This is a genomic window from Myxococcus sp. CA040A, from assembly GCF_013336725.1.
Lineage (GTDB): Bacteria > Myxococcota > Myxococcia > Myxococcales > Myxococcaceae > Myxococcus > Myxococcus llanfairpwllgwyngyllgogerychwyrndrobwllllantysiliogogogochensis.
In genome coordinates this window covers 84,754-104,109 of sequence record NZ_JABUMR010000015.1, presented here as the reverse complement: position 1 = coordinate 104,109, position 19,356 = coordinate 84,754, and the positions used below count along the sequence as shown (strand labels likewise).

The window sequence follows — 19,356 nt, the reverse complement described above, 5'->3', positions numbered from 1 at the left end:
ATCAGGTCCTGGGACCGACGCGGACAGCTCAGACCCGGTGGAAGAGGCTCAGTCCCCACGCACTGTTCGACGAACCCTCCGCCTCTTCCTTGCTCACCCCCAGCATGCGCGCGAGCTGGGCGAACTCCTTGTCGCCGACGAGCTTGCGGATGGCTTCCGGGTCTCCTTCCATGAGCTTGTGGAAGTTGCTGAAGCGCCCCGAGACTTCGTAGTGCTCGCTGTCGCAAGACCAGTCGTGATTGCCAATCAGGCCGAGCTTCGCGGTCGTCTTGCCGTAGACCCGGGAGATGCCCGCTTCGTAGAAGCCGTAGACGACACCGCTGAGCGTGGCATCCCCGTGAACCTCCAGGTTGCCCTCCAGGTAGAGGTGGTGGGCCTTGAGCTGACCCATGACAGCCAACGTGCCCGTCTCATCCGTCGTGACCTCGCCGCTCACCGTCAGGTCCCCCAGGACCAACAGCGCCCCCTCCGTCACGCTGAGGTCGCCCTCAATCACGAGGTCTCCCTCGTGAACCCAACTGTCATCGCCGAGGACTCCCGCGATGTCCTCATCACCAATCTGCTCGAGGTCCTCGTCCTTCACGGGCCGGAGCTTCGGCTTCAGCGACTGCAGTGTCTGCTCGTTCAAGTCACACCTCCACGAACATCGATGAATTGGCGCCCAGGACCTACGCCGCGGCCAGTCCCGACTCCGCCTTGCTCCGAGCCTCGCGCTTTGCTCAGACCCGGAAGAAGAGCTTCATTCCGTAGCCATCGCACTCCGTATCCTCGTCGGACAGACCCAGCATGGGCGCGAGAATGGCGAACTCCTTGTCACCCATGAGCTGGCGGATGGCATCGGGGTCTCCCTCCTCAAGCTCGACGAAGTTCGAGAAGCGGCCAGAGACCTCGTAGTGCTCGTCATCGCACTCCCATTCATGGTCGCCGATGAGACCGAGCTTCGCGGTCGTCCGTCCGTCGACCTGTGAATTGCCCGCTTCGTAGAAGCCGAAGAGGGCGCCTCGGAGCGCAACGTCCTTGTGCACCCGCAGGTCGCCTTCCAGATAGAGGTGGCGGGCATCGAGTCGCCCCGTGACGACGAGCTTGCCGCTCTCGTCCGTCCCTACGGCATCGCTGACCCTCAGATTTCCCAGGATCAGCAACGCCCCCCGCTTCACCTCAAGCTCCCCTTCGAGCACCAGGTCTCCCTCGTGGACCCAGGTGTCACCGTCGAGGAACGTCGCGTGCTCCTCGAGCAGGAGGTCCGCGATGTCCCCGGCCCTCCGAAGCCGAGGCTTCAACGACTCCAGCGTATGTGTCGTCACATTGCTCCTGCTCTCGTGTGGTGAACGGCGCCTCGTTCCCACGGGGCGCCAGGAGGCTATGCCGCGACCACCAGCCCCGACTCAGACTTGCTCCGGGCCTCACGCCGCTGGATGGCCAGGAACAGGGCCTCGTGCGTGGCGGGAGCGGCCAGCTCCACCTCTCCGCCCGGAGCCCCGAACGCGCCCACCGCATCCCTCAGGGCCTCGCGCACCGACAGCGCCAGCATCAGCGGCGGCTCGCCCACCGCCTTGCTGCCGTGAATCGTGTTGTGCTGCCGCGCCCGCTCCAACAGCCGCACACGGAAGTCCACCGGCGCATCGCTGAACGCGGGCACCGGATACGTGCTGGCCGAGTGCGTGAGCAACCGTCCCTTCGCGTCCCAGCGCAGGTCCTCGCCCGTCAGCCAGCCCATGCCCTGGACGAAGCCGCCTTCAATCTGTCCCCGGTCCACACCCGGGTTGAGCGAGTCACCCACGTCCTCCAGCACGTCCACCCGAAGCACCCGCTTCATTCCCGTGTGGCCATCCACCTCCACCTCCGTCACCGCCGCGCCATACGCGAAGTAGAGGAACGGCTTCCCTCGGCCCTTCGCCTTGTCGTAGCCGATGCCCGGCGTCTGGTAGTAGCCCGTCACCGAGAGCCCCACGCGCGCCAGGTACGCCGCGTCCACCACCTCCGCGAAGGACACGGACGCATCCGCTCCCCCCACGCGCCCGTCCTGGAACACCACCGCCTCTGGAGCCACGGTGCGCCCGTGCCGCTCCGACAGCAGCTTCACGGCCACCGGCACAAGCCGCCCACGCAGCGTGACGCACGCCTCGCGCACCGCCGCGCCGTTCAGGTCCGAACCCGACGAGGCCGCCGTGGCGGAGGTGTTGGGCACCTTGTCCGTCACCGTCTTCGCCACCCGGATGGCGTCCGCGGGCAATCCCAGCTCGCGCATGGCCACGCCCTGAATCTTCGTGTGCAGACCCTGGCCCATCTCCGTGCCGCCGTGCGACAGCATCACCGAGCCATCCCGGTACACATGCACCAGCGCGCCCGCCTGATTCAGGAACGTCGCCGTGAAGGAGATGCCGAACTTCATCGGCGTCATCGCCAGCCCGCGCTTGATTCGCGGTGAGCGGGCATTGAACTCCTCCACCTCCCGACGTCGGCGCGCGAAGTCCGACGAGTCCTTCAGCTCGCGCCACAGGTGCGGCAGCCGCTCGTCCTCCAACTCCTGGCCGTAGTGCGTCGTGTTCGTCTCACCGGTGCCCCGGTAGAAGTTGCGCTCGCGCACTTCCTCCGGCGGCAGGCCCAGCGTGCGCGCCACGCGGTCCAGGACCTCCTCACCCACCAGCATGCCCTGCGGTCCACCGAAGCCACGGAAGGCCGTGTTGGACACCAGATGCGTCTTCGCCACGCGGCCCGTGTAGCTCATGGCCGGGACGTAATAGGCGTTGTCCAGGTGGAAGAGGGCGCGGTCCGTAATCGACTCGGACAAATCCAGCGACCAGCCCGCGTTCGACACGAGCTGCGCGCGCAGGGCGAGCAGCTTGCCCTGCTCGGTGAAGCCCACCTCGAACGTGGCATGGAACGGATGGCGCTTTCCCGTCACCGCCATGTCCACGTCCCGGTCCATCATCCACCGCACCGGCTTGCCCGTGTGCCACGCGGCCAGCGCGACAATGGCCGCGGGTGAGTTGCCCTGCGTCTCCTTGCCACCGAAGCCGCCACCCATGCGCGGTGACTGCACCACCACGCGACTGCGCGGCAGGTGCAACACGTGGGCAATCACCGCTTGCACCTCGGACGGGTGCTGCGTGGAGGACACCACCGTGATGTCTCCGTCGTCGCCCTTCTCCGCGAAGGCCGCCTGCGTCTCCAGGTAGAAGTGCTCCTGTCCGCCCATCGTCACCGTGCCGGACAGCCGACGCGGGCTCGACGCGAGCGCCGCGTCCACATCGCCGCGCCGGATGACGTGCGGCTCCGTGTGGTAGCTGCCCTGCGCCATCGCGTCTTCCACGGTAAGGATTGCCGGCAGCGGTTCGTACTCCACCACCACCTGCTTCGCGGCCTCGCGGCACGCGTCGATGCTCTCTCCCACCACCACGGCGACAATCTGCCCGTGGAAGAGCACCTCGTCCTTCGCCAGGAGCGGCTCGTCGTGGCGGATGGGCCCCGTGTCGTTCATCCCGGGGATGTCCTCCGCGAGCAGCACCGTCACCACGCCCGGAAGCGCCCTCGCGGCCGTCGCATCCCTGCGCAGGATTCGCGCGTGCGCATGCGGCGAACACACCGGCCACACCTCCAGCATGGGCCGGCCCTGCGCCACATCGTCCACGTACTTCGCGGCCCCCGTCACATGACCCAGCGCGCTCTCATGTCGCAGCACGCGGCTGGTGTCCGTGGGCGCCTCGGCGTCTCCCGTGACGAAGCCCGGCGCCGCGTCCAGCGAGGGACTCTGCTCCCCCGAGAAGAACTTCTCGAACAGGCTCACGATGAGCCCGCGTCGGTACTCCGCGCTCCCGCGCAAGTCGCTGATGGGGGACAGCTCGCCCGAGAGCACGGGCAGCACCTTGTCCACCGTCTCCCGGGTCCACGGCTGGTCGACGAGCAGCTCCTCGGTGCGTCGCGCGCGAATGGGCGTGGCCGCCACGCCGCCGTACCCGAGCCGCGCCGTGCGCACCACACCGCCCGCATCCAGCTCCACGCAGAAGCCCGCGGCGACGATGCTGATATCCAGCTCGCGCCGCTTCGACACCTTGAACGAATCCGACACCCGCCGGAGCCCACTGGCCGCCGAAGGCGCATGCGGGATGACGATGAAGCGCACGACCTCGTCCACCTGGAGCGCCGTCTTCCGGTACGCGAGGAAGAAGTCCGACAGCGCCACCGTCCGCTCGCCCTTCACGGACGACAGCACCATCCGAGCATCCAGCGCGAGCAGCACCGGCGCCAGGTCGCCAATCGGCGACGCCGTCACCAGGTTGCCCGACAGCGTGGCCCGCTGCCGAATCTGTCGCGAGGCGAAGACGTTGAGCATCTTCCCCACCTCGGGCACGTCCTTGCCGAGCGCATCCTCCAGGTCCACGAGCGTCGCCGCGCCGCCCACGTACCAGCCGTCCGCTTCACGGCGGATGGCACGCAGGGACTCCACGCCCTCGGTGGAGATGAGGAACGGAAAGCGCCGGGCCTTCTTGGTGATGTCCACGCCCACTTCCGTGGCACCCGCCACGAGCAGCGCCTCCGGATGCGCGCCCTTCAGCGCGAGCAGCTCCTCCCACGACGTGGGCCGCAGGAACTTCTGGCCGCCGGCCTCATAGCTCAGCGCCGACACGGGTGAAGCAGGGCCCCCGAGCGACGTACCCGGCAGTGGCTGCAGGCCCACCGCCGAATCCCTCGCGGCGAGCGCCTCCATCATCGCGTCGCGGATGGGCCGGTACCCGGTACAGCGGCAGATGTTTCCACAGAGCTGGTCCGCCACCGTCTCCGGGGTACAGACCTCCGGCCGCGAGTACGCCTCCGCCATGGAGACGATGAAGCCCGGCGTGCAGAAACCACACTGCGAGCCGTAGTGCTTCACCATCGCCTGCTGCACGGGATGTGGCTTCTCGCGCGAGCCCACGCCCTCCACCGTCACCACCTCGCGCCCGGCCACCATGGGCACCAGGGTGATGCAACTGTTGAACGCGCGCAGGCAGCGGTTGCCCTGGGCGTCGCGGTCCACCATCGCCACGGTGCACGCGCCACAGTCCCCCTCGGCGCAGCCCTGCTTCGTTCCCGTGGCGCCTTGGGCGCGCAGGTAGTCGAGCAGCGTGGTGTTGGGCGACACGTCCTCGACGCGGACCAGGCTCCCGTTGAGCCGGAACTCGAACATGGTGCTCATTCTCCAGACGAAACCCCGCGCAGGCGGGGCGGCTCCGAGGCGGATGGCTCGGGGCGGGTTTCAACGAAAGGTTGGTGGTGGAGCTGGAGCAGGCCGGCGGCGATGCTCACCGCGACCTCCTGGGGGGACTTGCCCCCCAGCTCCAGCCCCATGGGGCACTGCACCCGGCTCAGCAGCGTCGCGGGCACGCCTCGCGCCTCCAGCCGCTGCCGGAAGCGCGCCCACTTCGTCTTGCTGCCGATGAGGCCGATGTAGCGCGCGGGCTTTTCCAGCGCGGCGGCGATGATGTCCTGGTCCAGGTCATGCCGGTGCGTCATCACCGCGACGTACGTCCGGCGCGTGTCCCATACGGCCTGGGCCACGAAGTCCTCCCAGGACTCCTCGTGGCGTGTCACCGCCGCGGGCACGCGCTCGCCGTGGAGCCACTCGGGTCGCTCGTCCACCAAGTGTACGCGGAAGGGGGTCCCCTCGAGGATGCGGCACACCGCCTGGCCCACATGGCCGGCCCCGAAGAGGTACAGGCGAGGCCCGTGGTTGACGGGCTCCACGAAGACGTCCACCACGCCCCCACAGCACTGGCCGAGCTTCGCGCCCAGCGGATAGCGATAGGAGCGGGACTCGCCGCGCTCCAGACAGGCCCGCGCGTCGGCGAGCACCAACTGCTCCAGGTGTCCGCCGCCCACGGTGCCGTGGAACGCACCGTCCCCACGCACCAGCAGCTTCGCGCCGGGCTCGGCGGGGGTGCTTCCCTGGCACGCTGTAACGGTGGCCACGGCGAAGGGCGCATCCTCGCGCGCCCACTCGCCCAGCTGGCGGACCCAATCCCACATGGTCCCTGTGAGTCTGCCACACCCGGAGTCCGACGGGGATGACTCTCACCCGGAGTCCGTGGGCTGGACGACGGCCTGGTGTCCAGGCCGCCCCCTGGGGATGTCCCGGGGCCCTCTCCCCGAGCCCCCGCGCCGAGCCTACGTGGCCACCGCCGCGCCGGCCGCCTCGGTGCTCCGGCGCATGGGCTGGAGCTTGCCGTACGTCAGCGAGCGCCACACCCACTCCATGGGCCCGAAGCGGAAGCGCGCGAGCCACAGGTGGCTCCACACGATTTGAACGGTGAAGACCCCCAGGCAGTACACGATGCTCATGCTGGGCGTCAGCTTGCCGACGAGCCCCAGGCCGTAGCCGTAGAACACGAGGATGCTGATGACGGACTGGCTCAGGTAGTTGGTCAGCGCCATGCGGCCCACCGGCGCGAGCACGGACAGGATTTTCTGCCCCGTCGCGCGCTGGAAGAGCAGGGTGATGCCCGACACGTACGTCGCGGCGATGCCCACCTCACCCATGGCGCGCACGGGGGCCAGCACCATGGGCAGCCACACGGGCAGCGTCTCCGGATTGATGATCTTGCGCAGCACGAGCTGCTGCGTCACCACGCCCACGCTGCTGCCCAGCACGCCCAGTCCCAGCGACCAGAAGAACAGGCGGCGGAAGAAGGCCACGTGCTGGGGCGCGTCATGGAACAGGCGCTTGCGGCCCGCATAGAAGCCCAGGAGGAAGCGGCCCAGCAGCGCCAGCGAGTTGACGCACATGATGAGCAGGAACTCGCGCCGGTAGAACGACAGGCCGCCCTTCACCACGGCCCACCAGTTCCCGTTCTGGAACACCGACAGGGTGTCCGCCTTCAGGGCCGCGGAGCGCTCCGTCTCCAGCTTCGCCAGCGCGGCGGCGGCCTCCGGCGTGGCGGCCATCAACTGCGGCAGCTTGAAGATGACCGCGCTCAGAATGGGCCACGCGAAGAGCAGCACCGCGGCGACCTTGAGAATCGTCCGGTCCTCCCGGCGCCGGAACCACAGCAGCCAGAAGCCCAGCAGCGCGTAGTTGCTGAGGATATCCCCGTACCAGATGAGCGTCAGGTGAGTGAGCCCCAGCAGGAGCATCACCCCGAGCCGGCGCACGTAGAGGCGCGTGACGGGCGAGCCCCGCGCCTCCGCCCGGCCCATCTGCACCGCGAAGCCCAGTCCGAAGAGGAACGAGAAGATGGTGATGAACCGCCCGCTCACCAGCGTCGTCACGACGGGCAGGAGCACCTTGTCGAGCATCGTCCCATTTGCGAACAGGGACTCGAGTTGCTCCCGGGGCATGAAGGCCCGGCCGCTGAACCACATAAACGTATTGGAGATGAACACGCCGCACAGCGCGAAGCCGCGCAGCGTGTCGAGCAACACCAGGCGCTCGCCCGAATCGACCGGGCGGGCCTCGGCGGTGGTCACCGCGGAAGGAGCAGAGGTCATGTGTTCGGAAAGAACGCCTGAACCTGAGCTTTATTGCCGGTATTCCACGGCAGCGGTGAATTGCGCGCGCTTCGAGCGGGTCGGGTGGGTCTACACGCCGATGCGTGGGCAGATGTCCTTCACGATGCACTCGTCGCACTTCGGCTTCTTGGCGGTGCAGGTGTAGCGGCCGTGCAGGACGGTGGCGGGGCCGAAGAAGGTCCACGCGTCCTGGGGCACCAGCTTCATCAGGTCCTCTTCAATCGCCTCCGGCTTTTCGTGCTTCGTCAGGCCCAGGCGCTGGCTGACGCGGGCGACGTGCGTGTCGACGATGATGCCGGAGGCCAGGTTGAAGGCGGTGTTGAGGACCACGTTGGCCGTCTTGCGCGCCACGCCGGGGAGCGTCACCAGCTCCGAGACAGTGCGGGGGACCTCTCCGCCGAAGTCCGCGAGCAGCGCGCGGCTCATGGCCTGGACGGACTTGGTCTTCTGCTTGAAGAACCCGGTGGGCTTGAGGTCTTCCTCCAGCTCCGAGGTGTCGGCGTCCGCGAAGGCCTGGGGGCCCGGGTATTTGGGGAACACGGTGGCGGTGACGCGGTTGACGCGCTCGTCGGTGCACTGCGCGGCGAGGATGGTGGCGACGAGCAGCTCGAACGGCGTGGACCAGTTGAGCTCGTAGCGTGCGTCGGGGTGCTTCTCACGCAGGCGCTCGAGGAGGAGGGCGGCTTTCTCAGCGGGTTTCATGGGGTGTGGAGGACATCCTACCTGGGATGGCTGACAGACACGGGCTCGGAATCGGCGGCGGGGGAGGGGAGGGGAGGGCCATGGCCGCTCCTCATCTCCCTCGAACGGCCCCAATCGTGCTCGCCGCTTCGTCATTGTGCGGTCAGCAGCAATGCAGCGATCGGTACGGCGGATGAAGGCGTGGGGTCAAGTCGGATGCGAGGATGGCGCGTGGGGCGGAGCGGACTCGCGGGGGAGCGCGGCCCGTGTCGAAGGGGATGCGCGAGGGCGTAGGACTGGGTTCTGCTTGGAGTGCTCAATGACTCACGTCCGAGGAAACAGCTGGAGACCCTGGGGGCGTCGCTGACAAAAAAATGTGCTGCGACTGTTGTGTGGGCTTGCGTTGTGGGTCGTTGGCAGGTGGCGGTAGAGTCTGGCCTTTCCCCCGCAACGGAGTTCATGAATGAATGTCTTCAAGCGTGTTGTCTGGGTTTGTGCCGCCGCGTCCCTTGCCGCCTGTGGTGGCCCCGAGGAGTCTCCCTCTCAGGTGTCGCTGGGCAAGCAGGAGTCCGCGCTGACCACGACCTCGTTTGGGGGCTGCACGTTCACCATCTCCTATACGACGGTCGCTCCGCCCTTCCCTCCGGTCTATGTCGTCAAGCTGACGCGTCAGGCTTCTGGGACGTGTCCGTATCCCGCGGCGACCGTCGACCTGGGGCAGTCCTACAACACGCCTGACCTCAACGTCCTGGGGACCGCCGTGGGACTGTCCGCGTCGTTCTCCACCAAGGGGGGCCTGAGTGGGAGCTCTCCCACGGTTTGCAGCGTCCGTCACATCGACCCGGCGACGCTGGCGACGATTCGGGACGCGTTCGTCGGGGCGAACTTTGGCAGGGGCAGCGTCTATGGCTGCCGCCTGGACCAGACGGATGCGGGCACCACGCTGGTGGCCTACGGGACGAAGACGGGCCTGCTTCCGGGGGAGCCGACGACGAGCACCCATTCCAACTGGGTGGCCACGTATTACAACTTCTTCACCAGCACCACGCCGGGCGTCTACTACACGTACTGAGTCAAGCCGGTGGACCGCGGAGGCTCTCTCCGCGGTCGCTGGCGCGTGAAGGATGACCGGGGATGAAGACCCTGGAGGACAGCGCCGCGACCCGTTCGACTCAGGTCAGCGCGTCGCCGTGAAGCGACGCACCACGCGGCACTCCGGGTCGCCCGCAACCGTGTTCACATGGTTGGCATTGAACGTCCCGGAGAAAGAGGCCGGCGCGTCGACACTCTCGGGGCCCTCCGTGAACTGGCCTTCGATGAGGTAGAGCAACTCGGTGGGAGGCCCTTCGCGGCGCTGGAGCTGCACAATGGCCCTCAGCACGATGTGTTTGGTGGTGCTCCCGTAATGCGAGCCCGTGAGCTGGAGTTCTCCCAGCGTCGCGGTGATGTCCACCTCGCTGCCCTTCTGGACCACGACGACCCGCTCGCCCTCCGGCAGCGACACCCCCAGCAGGCCGCAGTCGGCGCTCAACGGCGTGGCGTCCTGGAAGCGGAACACATAGGCGCCGCTGATGGCGCAGCCTGATTCACAGCGTTCGGGCCCGATGTCGTCGTCGTCCTTGTCGTCGCCACTGCCGCACCCCGGATTGCCCATGCCACTGCCCATGGTCAGCATCGCCGTCACCAGCAACAACGGGACGCGCAGGTACGTCACGGCGGTTGGACTCTTCTTTTCTCGAGACACTGCGTCACTCATGTCGGCTTCCCCGCCACTGCATTCCGGCCCAAAGACGATGTTTCTACTGCGTTCCGGGGCGCTGGAACAAATCCGCGATAGCCCTGTCAGCCCCGGTGACTCCACGCGGTTGAGCCCTCAATCCTCCTGGGGGCTCCGAGGTGGGGTGGAAGCACCCTGGGACTCGGGTGCGCCACGGGTCCTCCCGCATTCAACCAGCACCTTCGCGCGCGGTCCGAACGACCAGCTTCCCGGCATGCCTCCGTAATGCCTCTTGAAAAACACCCCGCTCACGGGGCTCTTTCAGAGGAAATCCCATGTCTCGACGTGGAAGTCGCAGCCCCTGGCTGTTGTTGACGGCTGCCCTGGTGGCGGGTCCCTCCCTCGCGGGGGAGGTGACGAACGTGGTCGCCTCGGACCGCATTCCGCTCCCCGCGGAACGGGAGAGCAAGTATCGCAATCGTATCGCCCAGGAGCTTGGCGGCGGCGGCTGGCAGGTCTTCCTCGGCGACCTGCACAGCCACCCCCGAGGCCATTCGGAGAACGAGGACACGGAGCTCGACTTCACGCCCCAGATTCTGCGCAGCGAGGTACTCCAGTCCGCGTTCCGCCATGGCTATGACTTCTTCGGTACCAGCAACCACACCTCGTCCTGGGACGACGGCTATGACGGTGATGACCCCATCTCCCAGTTGAGCCCGGAGCTGGATGCGAACGGTCAGCCCGAGCTGCTCATCCTCACGGGCGTGGAGAGCCACGTCGGTCCCGACGACGGCACCGGCCCCTCCCATGACCACCACTTCAACAGCTTCAACCGGCACGTCCACGTCCACTCGGACGATGTCTGGGACATGCATCACGAAATCCTCAACAACTACTCGACCAATCCGCTGCTGAGCACCCACGTCCAGTTGAACCACCCCAGCGACAACGTCTGGTTCACGCTGCCCACCGAGCCGGACCGCCGCCGCAACGTCCGTGACGCCATCGAACTCACCGAGTTCAACGGGCTCCCCAGATACTTCGAGCTGCTGCGTCGAGGCTTCCGCGTCGCCCCGGTCTCCAACTCGGACTCGCACGCCACCACCCGCGAGCTGCTGGCCCATGAGTACCTGGACCGGAATCCCGACGGCTCCTTCGTCAGGCCCTTCATCGACGAGCCCGGCGTGCCCCGTGAGAAGCTCTACGGCGATGACTTCGCCCAGGGGCGCGGCGGTGTCGTGCTGCCACCCGGCACGCCGTTCAACTACAACAACTTCCTGACCGCGCTGCGCAACCGCTCGGTGTTTCGCACCGGGCTCGCGCCCGCCTCCGGCTTCTTCATGGTCAACGGGCGCCCCATGGGCTCCGAGTTCGAGCGCGCCGCCAACGAGCGGAGGCTGGACTTCACCGTGTGGGGCACGACCAAGGACGGCACCGGGTATGGTGGCAACGAGTGGACGAAGCTCCAGGTCTGGAACCCCTTCCAGCCCGGCGCGCCCCTCAAGGAAATCACCTACTCCGACCCGAACCTCATCAATGTGCGCGAGGCGTTCTCGCTGACGCCCTACGAGTCCATCTACGTCGTCACGCTCACCCAGAACTGGGGCAACTCCGAAGTCGTCATGGCCCCCATCTGGGTCACCAATCCCGTCAGCAAGCCGACCGTCTCCTTCGAGCACCCGGTGATCAACCGGCAGCTCTTGCCCATGCTGTTCATCAACGGCGGCGGTAACAGCCTCATCCTCCAGCGCGCGACCAACCCCTTGTCGCCTGACTGGAAGACCGTCGGGACCATCACCAACAACTATTACTACCCCATCGACTCCGCCACGCTGCCGACGACCTCGCTCTGGAGGGTGGTGGACCCCCACCAGCAGACCATCGTCTCCAACGCGACGACGCTGACCATCGCCAATGGCATCGAGGCCGAACTTCCCTGGGTCGGCACCACGACGCACGATGGCGTGAATGTCACCGTCCACTGGTCCCATCCGCAGGGTGTGGCGGTCGACTACTTCGCTTCGCGAGACAACGGCGCGACCTGGACCAAGGTGGGCGAGGACGTCGTGGCGAACACGAACAGGTACTGGAACTTCTACACGGGCGGCTGGGGCAACTCGAACGTGCTGCTCAAGGTGGTGGACAAGAACGACTCGGGCCGCTTCGGCATCGCAGGGCCCTTCTTCGTCGACGCCACCGTCGAGCAGAAGATTCCCGCGACGTCCAGCAACGCCACCATCAACGCCATCGCGGCCTACACGGTGACGGATGACAACACGGGCTCCTGCTGGTGGACGAGCAACGGGAACGAGCAGTCGGTGTACATCGACCTGGGACAGGTGCACCTGGTCAAGCGGATGGAGGTCCTCTTCGGCAGCGCGAATCCGCCGAGCTGGTACATGGGCCTCAGCCTCAACGGGAGCAGTTGGGTGATTCAGGACGGCAGCTCCCTGTCGTATGCGTCCGGTCAGACGCTCATCAGGGATTACAGCCAGCGCTCGGGCGGAGGGTTGAACACGCGCTACGTACGGTTCTACGCGTCGGGCACCTTCCCCGGCATCACCCAGTTCTCCCAGATATGTGACGTCCGCTTCTACCGGTAGGCACGACGCCCCAGTCCTCGGGGCTGTGTGACGGGCCACTTCATGACGCGAGGACGGAGCGAAAGCCTCGGCTCCCGCTCCGTCCTCACGGACTCACACCCTCGCGCCCGGCGTCACAGTTCCGTGCTGGCGTGCAGCGCCGTCACTCCCGGTTCCACGGGCTGCCGCCAGGTGGCGCGGTAGGTGCCCCCCGCGAAGTCCCACGTCACGCTCCAGGTCTGGACGGGGAAGGGCCCCTGGTGGGGCGTGGCGCCGCTCCAGAACGAGCGCGTGCCCGACGCGTAGGACAAGCCCAGGTCCGTCGACTCCCCGAAGCCGGGCCCCGTCATCAGCCCACAGCCCTTCGCGTCGCACCGCAGGCTGCCAGACGGGTAGGGGCGGCTGACGTTCGTCGCTTCCTTCAACCACTCCGTTCCAGTCCACCGCCACCAACTCAGGTCCGTGTGCATCCGGATCCCGCTCGGGGACACGGCCAGCAAGCCCTGGCCGTCCCCTGACGACGCCACGGTGTTCTCGTTGGACCAGGCGACACCGTTGTGCACCATGTAGCGGAACTCGTGGCTGAGGGGCGCCATCACCATCACCGCGCTGTCCGTGGCCACGATGTCGTAGATGCCGGTCCGCAGCACCGGCTCCACCCTCGGCTGCCAGACGCCCGAGGTGTGCATGCGCAGGATGTTCAGCTCGCGGTCCTCCCGCTTCGTCGACAACGCGAAGGAGGCTCCCGAGGGAATCAACTGGGTGTTTCTCCAACGCAGTATCGTCGACGTGCGCTCGGCGGCGAGCTGAGGCGTGCTCCACGTCGTCCCGTCCACGCTCTGCGCAGAGCGAATCTCCCACTCGCCCCACGCCGCCATGAAGCCACTGGCTCCGTGCACCAGGACCAGGTCGGGGTCCGTAGCCGTCACGCTGTCCAGCTTGACCGGCGTCCCCATCCCCCCCGCGGCGTAGGACACCGCCCAGATGTCCACCTTGCCCGCCGTGGTGGCCGGCTGGAGGTATGCGACGACCACCCTGTCGCCATCCACGGCCACCCGGACGTTGGAGCCCACGGGCCCCAGACGCACGGGCTGGTGCCACACCTCCCCGTCGTACTCCGCGAGGAAGAGGCTCCACACGCCCCCATCGAACTGCTCCCACGCGGCGGCTCCTTGCCCGTCCGGCGCGAAGTGGACCACCGCCTCCCGCACGCCACCGACGAGCGGCGGCGTCACCATCTGCCTCGCCGCGCCCCACTGGCCACCACCCTGATAGCCACGCACGGAGAGCTGCCCCGGCGCCACATAGGACACACTCACCTGGTCCACCACTCGATGCGGCACCACGGGAGTGCTCTCCGCGCCGCGAAGCTGGACGCTCGGCTGCCACCCCTGCGACGTGAGCGCGGTCCCCCAGACTTCATGCAGGGACGACGTCGGGCCGTTCTTCTTCATCAGGACCAGCAGCTCATTGCCCACCGCGCGCGTCTCGAGCACCGCGTGCATCCCTGTCGCGACAACACTCCTCGTCACCGACGTCCACGAGCCCCCCACCTGCGTGATGGAGTGCAGCCCCGAGGAGCTGCCCGACAACAACCCGACGTAGTTGCCCTGGTACGAAACCACCGCCACGGGGAGGAGCAGCGGCCCGCTGTCCGGCAGCCGCACGAGGGACTGCCACTCACCATTGACGCGAACCGACGCGGTGAGTTCATCCGAGCGGATGAAGAGCGCCGTGACGGTGCTGCCATCCGAGGCGATGCGCAGGTTGCGCGCCTGACTGGAGGTGATGAACTCGGCGGGCCCCCACGCCCGGGTGGTCCGATTGAAGAGCGAGAACCACGTCCCCTCCGAGGTGGTCCACGCCCGGCCAAAGCTGTCTCCCACGAAGGTGTACTGCTCCTCCACGGACGAGGAGACGACGCTGGAGTGCACCCACTGCACACCATCGAAAATCGTCGTGACGTCCTCGAAAGAGTCCGGCCCGGATATCAGCATCACGGCCCCCGCGTTGGAGACGAGGGTGGGGGACGTCCCCAGGTTCTTCCGGGTCACCTCCAACCACTGCGCTCCGGAGCGCACACGGAAGGACTTCGCTACGGAGTCATAGGCATAGAGGTTGTCGCCGAAGCCGAAGAGGTGGCCACGGATGCCAGGCGTCACCGGGGTGAAGGCCGTTCCATCGAAGAGCGCCACCGCATCGTCGTTGGGCGATGGGGTCGACCACCCCACGATGAACCGCTGGTCCCACGCGGCCGCCTGCGGCGACTCCTTCATCGAGCGCCCCTCGCCCACCAGGATGGACGCTCCGAAGCCAGAGCCTCGGTTGAGCGAGGCGCGGACCTGGACGCCCGTGCCCGTGTTCTCGTTCCACACGGCCAGCGTCCCCAGCGGCCCGGTGGCGAACACGGCCGGGCCCGGCTGGCCAGGACTGCCCGCGCTCACCCTCACCCCCGGAGCCACCGTGCGGAAGGTGTACGTGAAGGGCGAAGCGAGGCTCGCCCCCTGCGGCGTGCGTACGTCCCTCACGGTCATCGTGTAGTTCGTCGCCGGCGCGAAGGGCGACAACTGACGGTACGCCACCGTGTTCGTCGATGACTCGTAGTTGGCCACCCCCGTGACACCCGCGACGCTGACCGTCTCCGGGGTGATGGAGTCCCGGTCCAGCGGCCGGTCGAAGCGCACGCGCAGCGGGCCACTCAGCGGCACGAAGCGCGTGTCCGGAGCAGGCGTCGCGTCGAGGACCTGTGGAGGGGAGGGGGGCAGCTCCGTGACGAAGCCGAAACCCTCGAACGGCACCAGCCGGTTACCGACGATATCCTCCACGGAGCGGGCGTGCCCCCGGTAGCGCGTCTGGTACTTCAAGGGCTGGGCAGGAGTGAAGACCCCCTGGAGCCGCGCATCGTCGTAACGCAGGGCGCCCGGGACGAGGCCGACCACCTGGGTGCCATCCGCGTTCAGTTCCTCAAGGTAGAGCCGCTCCGGCGTGATGCTCGCGGGCCGGAGCGGCTCGCTGAACGTGACGATGATGGGGGCGTTGCGCACGGCGACTCCCACCGAGGTTGCCTCCGGCAGGGTTGCCTGCACGCGAGGCGAGGTGGTGTCTCTCGACGACGCCACCACGAACGTGAGCGTGTACGGCTGAACGAGGGGATTGCCCGCCAGGTCCTTCGCCTTCGTGGAGAGCGTGCCCGTGACACGTGCGCCCGGCGCGGGCTGGGGGCTCACCCGGAAGTACAGCGACCGGCTCGCGGCTTCATAGGAGTACGTCCCGGAGAGTGGCGACGCGGGGTTCGGACCCAGCAACTGCTCGAACTGGAGCGACTCGGCCGTGAGGGTGCGCGGGTCCATGGCCTCGTTGAACGTGAGGACGTACACCGGCCAGGTCGACGGCACATCCGTCACTCCGAGGAGGGGCTTCGTGGCCGTCACGCTCGGCGGCGACGAGTCCGACTCCAACCCCACCGTGAAGATGGAGTGATGGGGCACGCTCAGCGACTTGCCCGTCACCGAGCGCAGCAGCGAGGAGACCACCGCCGTCACCAACGCGTCGGCGGTGAACGGACGCGCCGGGGTGAAGGTCAGCGTGCGGGTGGTGGCGTCATGAGTCAGGGTGCCCTGGAGCGAGACCCCGTTCTCCGACACCGAGAGGACATGCTCGTTCACCGTGCTGACGTCGAGCGCCTCCGTGAAGCCCACGATGACCCGCGCGTTGCGAGGGACCGCCTCCGCGTCCAACGCGGGCAACACGTAGTCGATGAAGCCCAGGCTCTCCGAAGGCTGCGAGCCACCGTCTCCAGTCCCACCGTCCCCCGTGGGGCTGGAGCCACCATCGGAGCCTCCCGCGTCGGGATCGCCCGAGGCGTCCGGCGGGCCATTGTCGTTCGGCGTGTTGTCCTTGCAGGCAGGGGTGAACACCATGAGGCCCAGGACAACCAGGGCCCATCTCATCCAGGAGGGTTTCAATGTCATAGGGGGATGTCGCGGGCCGAACGGCTCGTGCGGCGCTTTCCGTTCCCGCGACTCGGGTGACGACGACAGGACCAAGAAGCAGCAAGAGGGACCACGCGTCGACGGAGCCCCTGTACGGACAGGGGTCATGCGCGCCCGGATAGGCGAGGGCACCTGCAACCAGGTGACAGGCGCTCGCCACACCGCACCGATGTACCGCGACCCTCTGACGTTCCCCTTGGAGCGACCTCCAGATCTCGGCCAGTCGGCGACGCACGCGTCATCGCGGTCCTGAGTCTGATGCCCTGACGGGTTGGGGCGACACCTCGCGGCACTGAATGCGGCCGCATTCCACGCTACCGCCGTTCGTGGCACTCGACTTTGGTGAACTCGTAGTGATTGGTCCTGACGCCCCAGTTTCTGCGGATGCCATTGCAATCACATCGCCGATCTCCCGCGAGGGTCGTCATTCCAGGCGGGCGTGTCCATCCCAGGAGTCTGGGAGATGCTGTCCGGCCCGTGCGGGGATGGACAAGAGTGCTCTGGCTCTATCTTGGCGACCGAGAATAGACGGCCTTTCCTCCGAGGTGGCGCACGGTTCGGCGGCCCCCATCCGCGCCCCGCCTCGGCTCCTCCGCCTCAGCCAAGTGTGTCCTGGTGCGCGGCGCTCCGACGTCCCATGGAGCTGCCATGGCTTGACATGTGCTCCGTGTGCCAGTGTTTTTGCTTTCCGCCGCGTCTTCCTTCAGGAAGGAGGGGCCCACGCCGTTGGCCCATCCATCCCACCTGCTGTCTGGAGGAACGACCATGACACCCCTGCTACGAAGCATCTGGCGTCGTCTGCCCATTCTGATGTTCGCGCTGGGCTGCGGTGGAGCACTCCCCGAGCCAATAGAGGAGGGCGCCCCGGGTATGCAGGCGGAGTCCTTCCAGCCGGCGAATGTCTCCCTTTCAGGCGCGCTGCTCGATGACCACGGAGACACTCCGGCCACCGCGACGCACCTCCCTGCCTCCTCAGCCAGCTTCGGAGGCACGCTGGAGAGCTCCCTCGACCGGGATGTCTTCGCCTTTCAGTCGGGGGCCCGGCACTTCTACCGCTTCCACTGCACCTTTCCGGAGCCGCTCGTGGGTTGGGGGCTCGAGCTCATCGATTCCGCGGGCAGGCGTCTGGATTGGGTCCCTGTCTGGATTTCGTCCGGGCGCAGCCTCTACTTCAAGACCCACTCGGCGCAGACCACCTACCTGAGGATGTACGCCGTCCATGAGGAGCTGTCGGGCTCCTACAGTTGCGTGCTCGAGGACGTGGGGCAGGATGACCACGGTGACACCGTGGAAACGGCCACGCCTTGGCTCCCGAGCACCCAGGCCACGGGCGTCATGGAGCTGCGCACGGACATGGATGTATTCACCGTGTCTTTGTCGCACGGGGCCTTCCATGGCGTCACCTGCACGTCCCAGAACCCGGCCGTGTCCTGCAGGGTGAAGGTCCTCTCTCCCACGGGTTCGTCCACGGGGGAGCCCACGGGCACGGTCTCCTTCAATGCGACGCATGACGGAATCTACCGGGTGGAGGTGACGTCGGTCTTCGCGCAGGACTCCATCGTCCAGGCGGCCTATACGCTCCAGTTCGTGACCCTGGGCACGGACGACCACGGGGATGCGCGGGAGTACGCCACTCCGGTGACGCCGTCGTCCGTGCCTTTCACGGGACAGCTCTCCGGTGGTCTGGACCGGGATGTCTTCTCCTTCACCACCCAGGTGGGACACATCTACCTCTTCAGTTGCGAGGTCGTCCCTGGGTACAGCGTGGGGCCGCACCTGCTGCTCACGAATGGCACGGGGCAGATGGTGGATGTCCACACGTACGTCGAGAACCAGCCGACGCGTGTCTCGGTGGATGCGGCCGCTGTCGCCGAGTACTTCGTGGAGGTGGGCTTCGGGGCCTACGTGGGCCCCTATTCCTGTCGCCTGGAAGACCTGGGCTCAGACGACCACGGGGACACCCTCGTGGATGCGACCGAAGTGTTGCTTCCCTCCCTGCTCACGGGACATCTGGAGACGCGCCTCGACGTGGATGTCTTCTCCTTCTCCGTGCGTGCCGGGCACCACTACTCCCTTCAGCAGATGGGAGGCACCGGCAACGCGGGCGCAGTGAGGCTGAAGAACGCGCAGGGGACGGTGCTCCACACCCTGTCCGGTGGCTTCACCTTCCTGTCGTCCGAGGAGGCGGTCTACTTCCTGGAGGTGGATGTCGCGCCGTTCGGGTGGGCGGGCACCTTCTCCATCTGGGCCCGTGACCTGGGACCCGATGACCACGGGGACACACCCGCGACAGCCACGCCGCTCGAACCGGGCCTGCCTGTCTCCGGCGCGTGCTACGTGAGCACGGACGTGGACGTGTTCACCTTCACCATGGAGGCCAATGCCCTCTACCGGGTGAGTTGCACCGGATGCGACCCGAAGCTCGAGTCACCGGCCGGGCCGCTTCGCACGCTCAAGACGACCCAGGGCACCACCATCAGCTACCACCTGGACGCCGACGCAACGGCTCCGGTCTACGTCGTCGTCAGGGCAGGGCTCTACCAGCTCACGCTGGAGTACCTGGGCACGGACGACCATGGGGATGACCTGGTCCATGCGACGCCCATCACCTATCCGCTGCTGCTGCCCGCGGTGCTGGACTCAGCGTTCGACGTGGACGTGTTCTCGCTGAGCCTGCTTGCCGGGCAGCCGCGTCGCGTGAAGGCCACGGCCGGTTTCGGGACGGTGGTGAGTGTGGTGGCCCCGGATGGAACGGCTGTGCCCAGGAGCTTCGCGGGGGACTTCACTCCCACCCAATCGGGCCTCCACCACCTCCGGGTCCGGCCTGACATTGCCTCCGGGAGCTTCACGTACGGCCCCTACTCACTCATCCTGGACTGAGCACGCCGCCGCGTTCCCA

The 19,356-nt window shown here is 67.3% G+C and carries 12 protein-coding genes; 3 read left to right on the top strand and 9 right to left on the bottom strand.

Translation table 11 applies throughout. The features are described from left to right. Nucleotides 1-28: 28 nt before the first annotated feature. From HUA75_RS42180 to nth, 6 genes are all read right to left on the bottom strand, one after another. Nucleotides 29-628, bottom strand: a complete 600-nt coding sequence (locus HUA75_RS42180; RefSeq protein WP_141648826.1) for a hypothetical protein — start codon at nt 626-628, stop codon at nt 29-31. A gap of 91 nt (nt 629-719) precedes the next feature. Continuing rightward, entirely contained in the window at nt 720-1,304 is a 585-nt protein-coding gene (locus tag HUA75_RS42175) for a hypothetical protein (RefSeq protein WP_174489659.1), read from the bottom strand. Between the two features lie 56 nt (nt 1,305-1,360). Further along, nucleotides 1,361-5,167 carry a xanthine dehydrogenase molybdopterin binding subunit gene (gene xdhB / locus HUA75_RS42170; RefSeq protein WP_217446532.1) on the bottom strand — a complete coding sequence of 1,269 codons (3,807 nt, stop codon included), beginning with the start codon at nt 5,165-5,167 and terminating at the stop codon, nt 1,361-1,363. Between the two features lie 5 nt (nt 5,168-5,172). Then, a complete protein-coding gene (gene xdhC, locus HUA75_RS42165) occupies nt 5,173-6,006 on the bottom strand; it encodes a xanthine dehydrogenase accessory protein XdhC (RefSeq protein WP_174489657.1) in 834 nt (277 codons plus the stop codon). A gap of 138 nt (nt 6,007-6,144) precedes the next feature. Beyond that, nucleotides 6,145-7,464, bottom strand: a complete 1,320-nt coding sequence (locus tag HUA75_RS42160; RefSeq protein ID WP_174489656.1) for a DUF418 domain-containing protein — start codon at nt 7,462-7,464, stop codon at nt 6,145-6,147. Between the two features lie 90 nt (nt 7,465-7,554). Then, nucleotides 7,555-8,187 (bottom strand): endonuclease III, encoded by a 633-nt coding sequence (gene nth / locus HUA75_RS42155; RefSeq protein ID WP_141648821.1) that lies wholly within the window; start codon nt 8,185-8,187, stop codon nt 7,555-7,557. Between the two features lie 442 nt (nt 8,188-8,629). Here nth and HUA75_RS42150 point away from each other — a divergent pair, with 442 nt between their 5' ends. After that, nucleotides 8,630-9,238 carry a hypothetical protein gene (locus tag HUA75_RS42150; protein ID WP_174489655.1) on the top strand — a complete coding sequence of 203 codons (609 nt, stop codon included), beginning with the start codon at nt 8,630-8,632 and terminating at the stop codon, nt 9,236-9,238. Nucleotides 9,239-9,343: 105 nt separating this feature from the next. Here HUA75_RS42150 and HUA75_RS42145 read toward each other — a convergent pair whose 3' ends face one another. After that, entirely contained in the window at nt 9,344-9,922 is a 579-nt protein-coding gene (locus tag HUA75_RS42145) for a hypothetical protein (protein WP_174489654.1), read from the bottom strand. A 296-nt stretch (nt 9,923-10,218) separates the two neighbouring features. Between HUA75_RS42145 and HUA75_RS42140 the strand changes: the two genes are divergently transcribed. After that, entirely contained in the window at nt 10,219-12,486 is a 2,268-nt protein-coding gene (locus tag HUA75_RS42140; RefSeq protein ID WP_174489653.1) for a hypothetical protein, read from the top strand. Between the two features lie 113 nt (nt 12,487-12,599). On the opposite strand, the gene HUA75_RS42135 is transcribed toward HUA75_RS42140, so the two are convergent. Together HUA75_RS42135 and HUA75_RS48145 are read right to left on the bottom strand one after the other, a co-directional pair. Further along, entirely contained in the window at nt 12,600-16,415 is a 3,816-nt protein-coding gene (locus HUA75_RS42135) for an Ig-like domain-containing protein (protein ID WP_174489652.1), read from the bottom strand. Nucleotides 16,416-16,771: 356 nt separating this feature from the next. After that, nucleotides 16,772-16,885 carry a DUF6289 family protein gene (locus tag HUA75_RS48145; protein ID WP_371746319.1) on the bottom strand — a complete coding sequence of 38 codons (114 nt, stop codon included), beginning with the start codon at nt 16,883-16,885 and terminating at the stop codon, nt 16,772-16,774. A gap of 337 nt (nt 16,886-17,222) precedes the next feature. Between HUA75_RS48145 and HUA75_RS42130 the strand changes: the two genes are divergently transcribed. Then, nucleotides 17,223-19,337: a hypothetical protein gene (locus HUA75_RS42130; protein ID WP_174489651.1), complete on the top strand. Its 2,115-nt coding sequence runs from the start codon at nt 17,223-17,225 to the stop codon at nt 19,335-19,337. Nucleotides 19,338-19,356: the final 19 nt, after the last annotated feature.

Bases quoted from the DNA above. Each gene is read 5' to 3' on its own strand.
- HUA75_RS48145 (WP_371746319.1), bottom strand. From the start codon at position 16,885: ATGACGACCCTCGCGGGAGATCGGCGATGTGATTGCAATGGCATCCGC.
- xdhB (WP_217446532.1), bottom strand. From the start codon at position 5,167: ATGTTCGAGTTCCGGCTCAACGGGAGCCTGGTCCGCGTCGAGGACGTG.
- HUA75_RS42145 (WP_174489654.1), bottom strand. From the start codon at position 9,922: ATGAGTGACGCAGTGTCTCGAGAAAAGAAGAGTCCAACCGCCGTGACG.
- HUA75_RS42140 (WP_174489653.1), top strand. From the start codon at position 10,219: ATGTCTCGACGTGGAAGTCGCAGCCCCTGGCTGTTGTTGACGGCTGCC.
- HUA75_RS42130 (WP_174489651.1), top strand. From the start codon at position 17,223: ATGACACCCCTGCTACGAAGCATCTGGCGTCGTCTGCCCATTCTGATG.
- xdhC (WP_174489657.1), bottom strand. From the start codon at position 6,006: ATGTGGGATTGGGTCCGCCAGCTGGGCGAGTGGGCGCGCGAGGATGCG.
- nth (WP_141648821.1), bottom strand. From the start codon at position 8,187: ATGAAACCCGCTGAGAAAGCCGCCCTCCTCCTCGAGCGCCTGCGTGAG.
- HUA75_RS42160 (WP_174489656.1), bottom strand. From the start codon at position 7,464: ATGACCTCTGCTCCTTCCGCGGTGACCACCGCCGAGGCCCGCCCGGTC.
- HUA75_RS42150 (WP_174489655.1), top strand. From the start codon at position 8,630: ATGAATGTCTTCAAGCGTGTTGTCTGGGTTTGTGCCGCCGCGTCCCTT.
- HUA75_RS42135 (WP_174489652.1), bottom strand. From the start codon at position 16,415: ATGAGATGGGCCCTGGTTGTCCTGGGCCTCATGGTGTTCACCCCTGCC.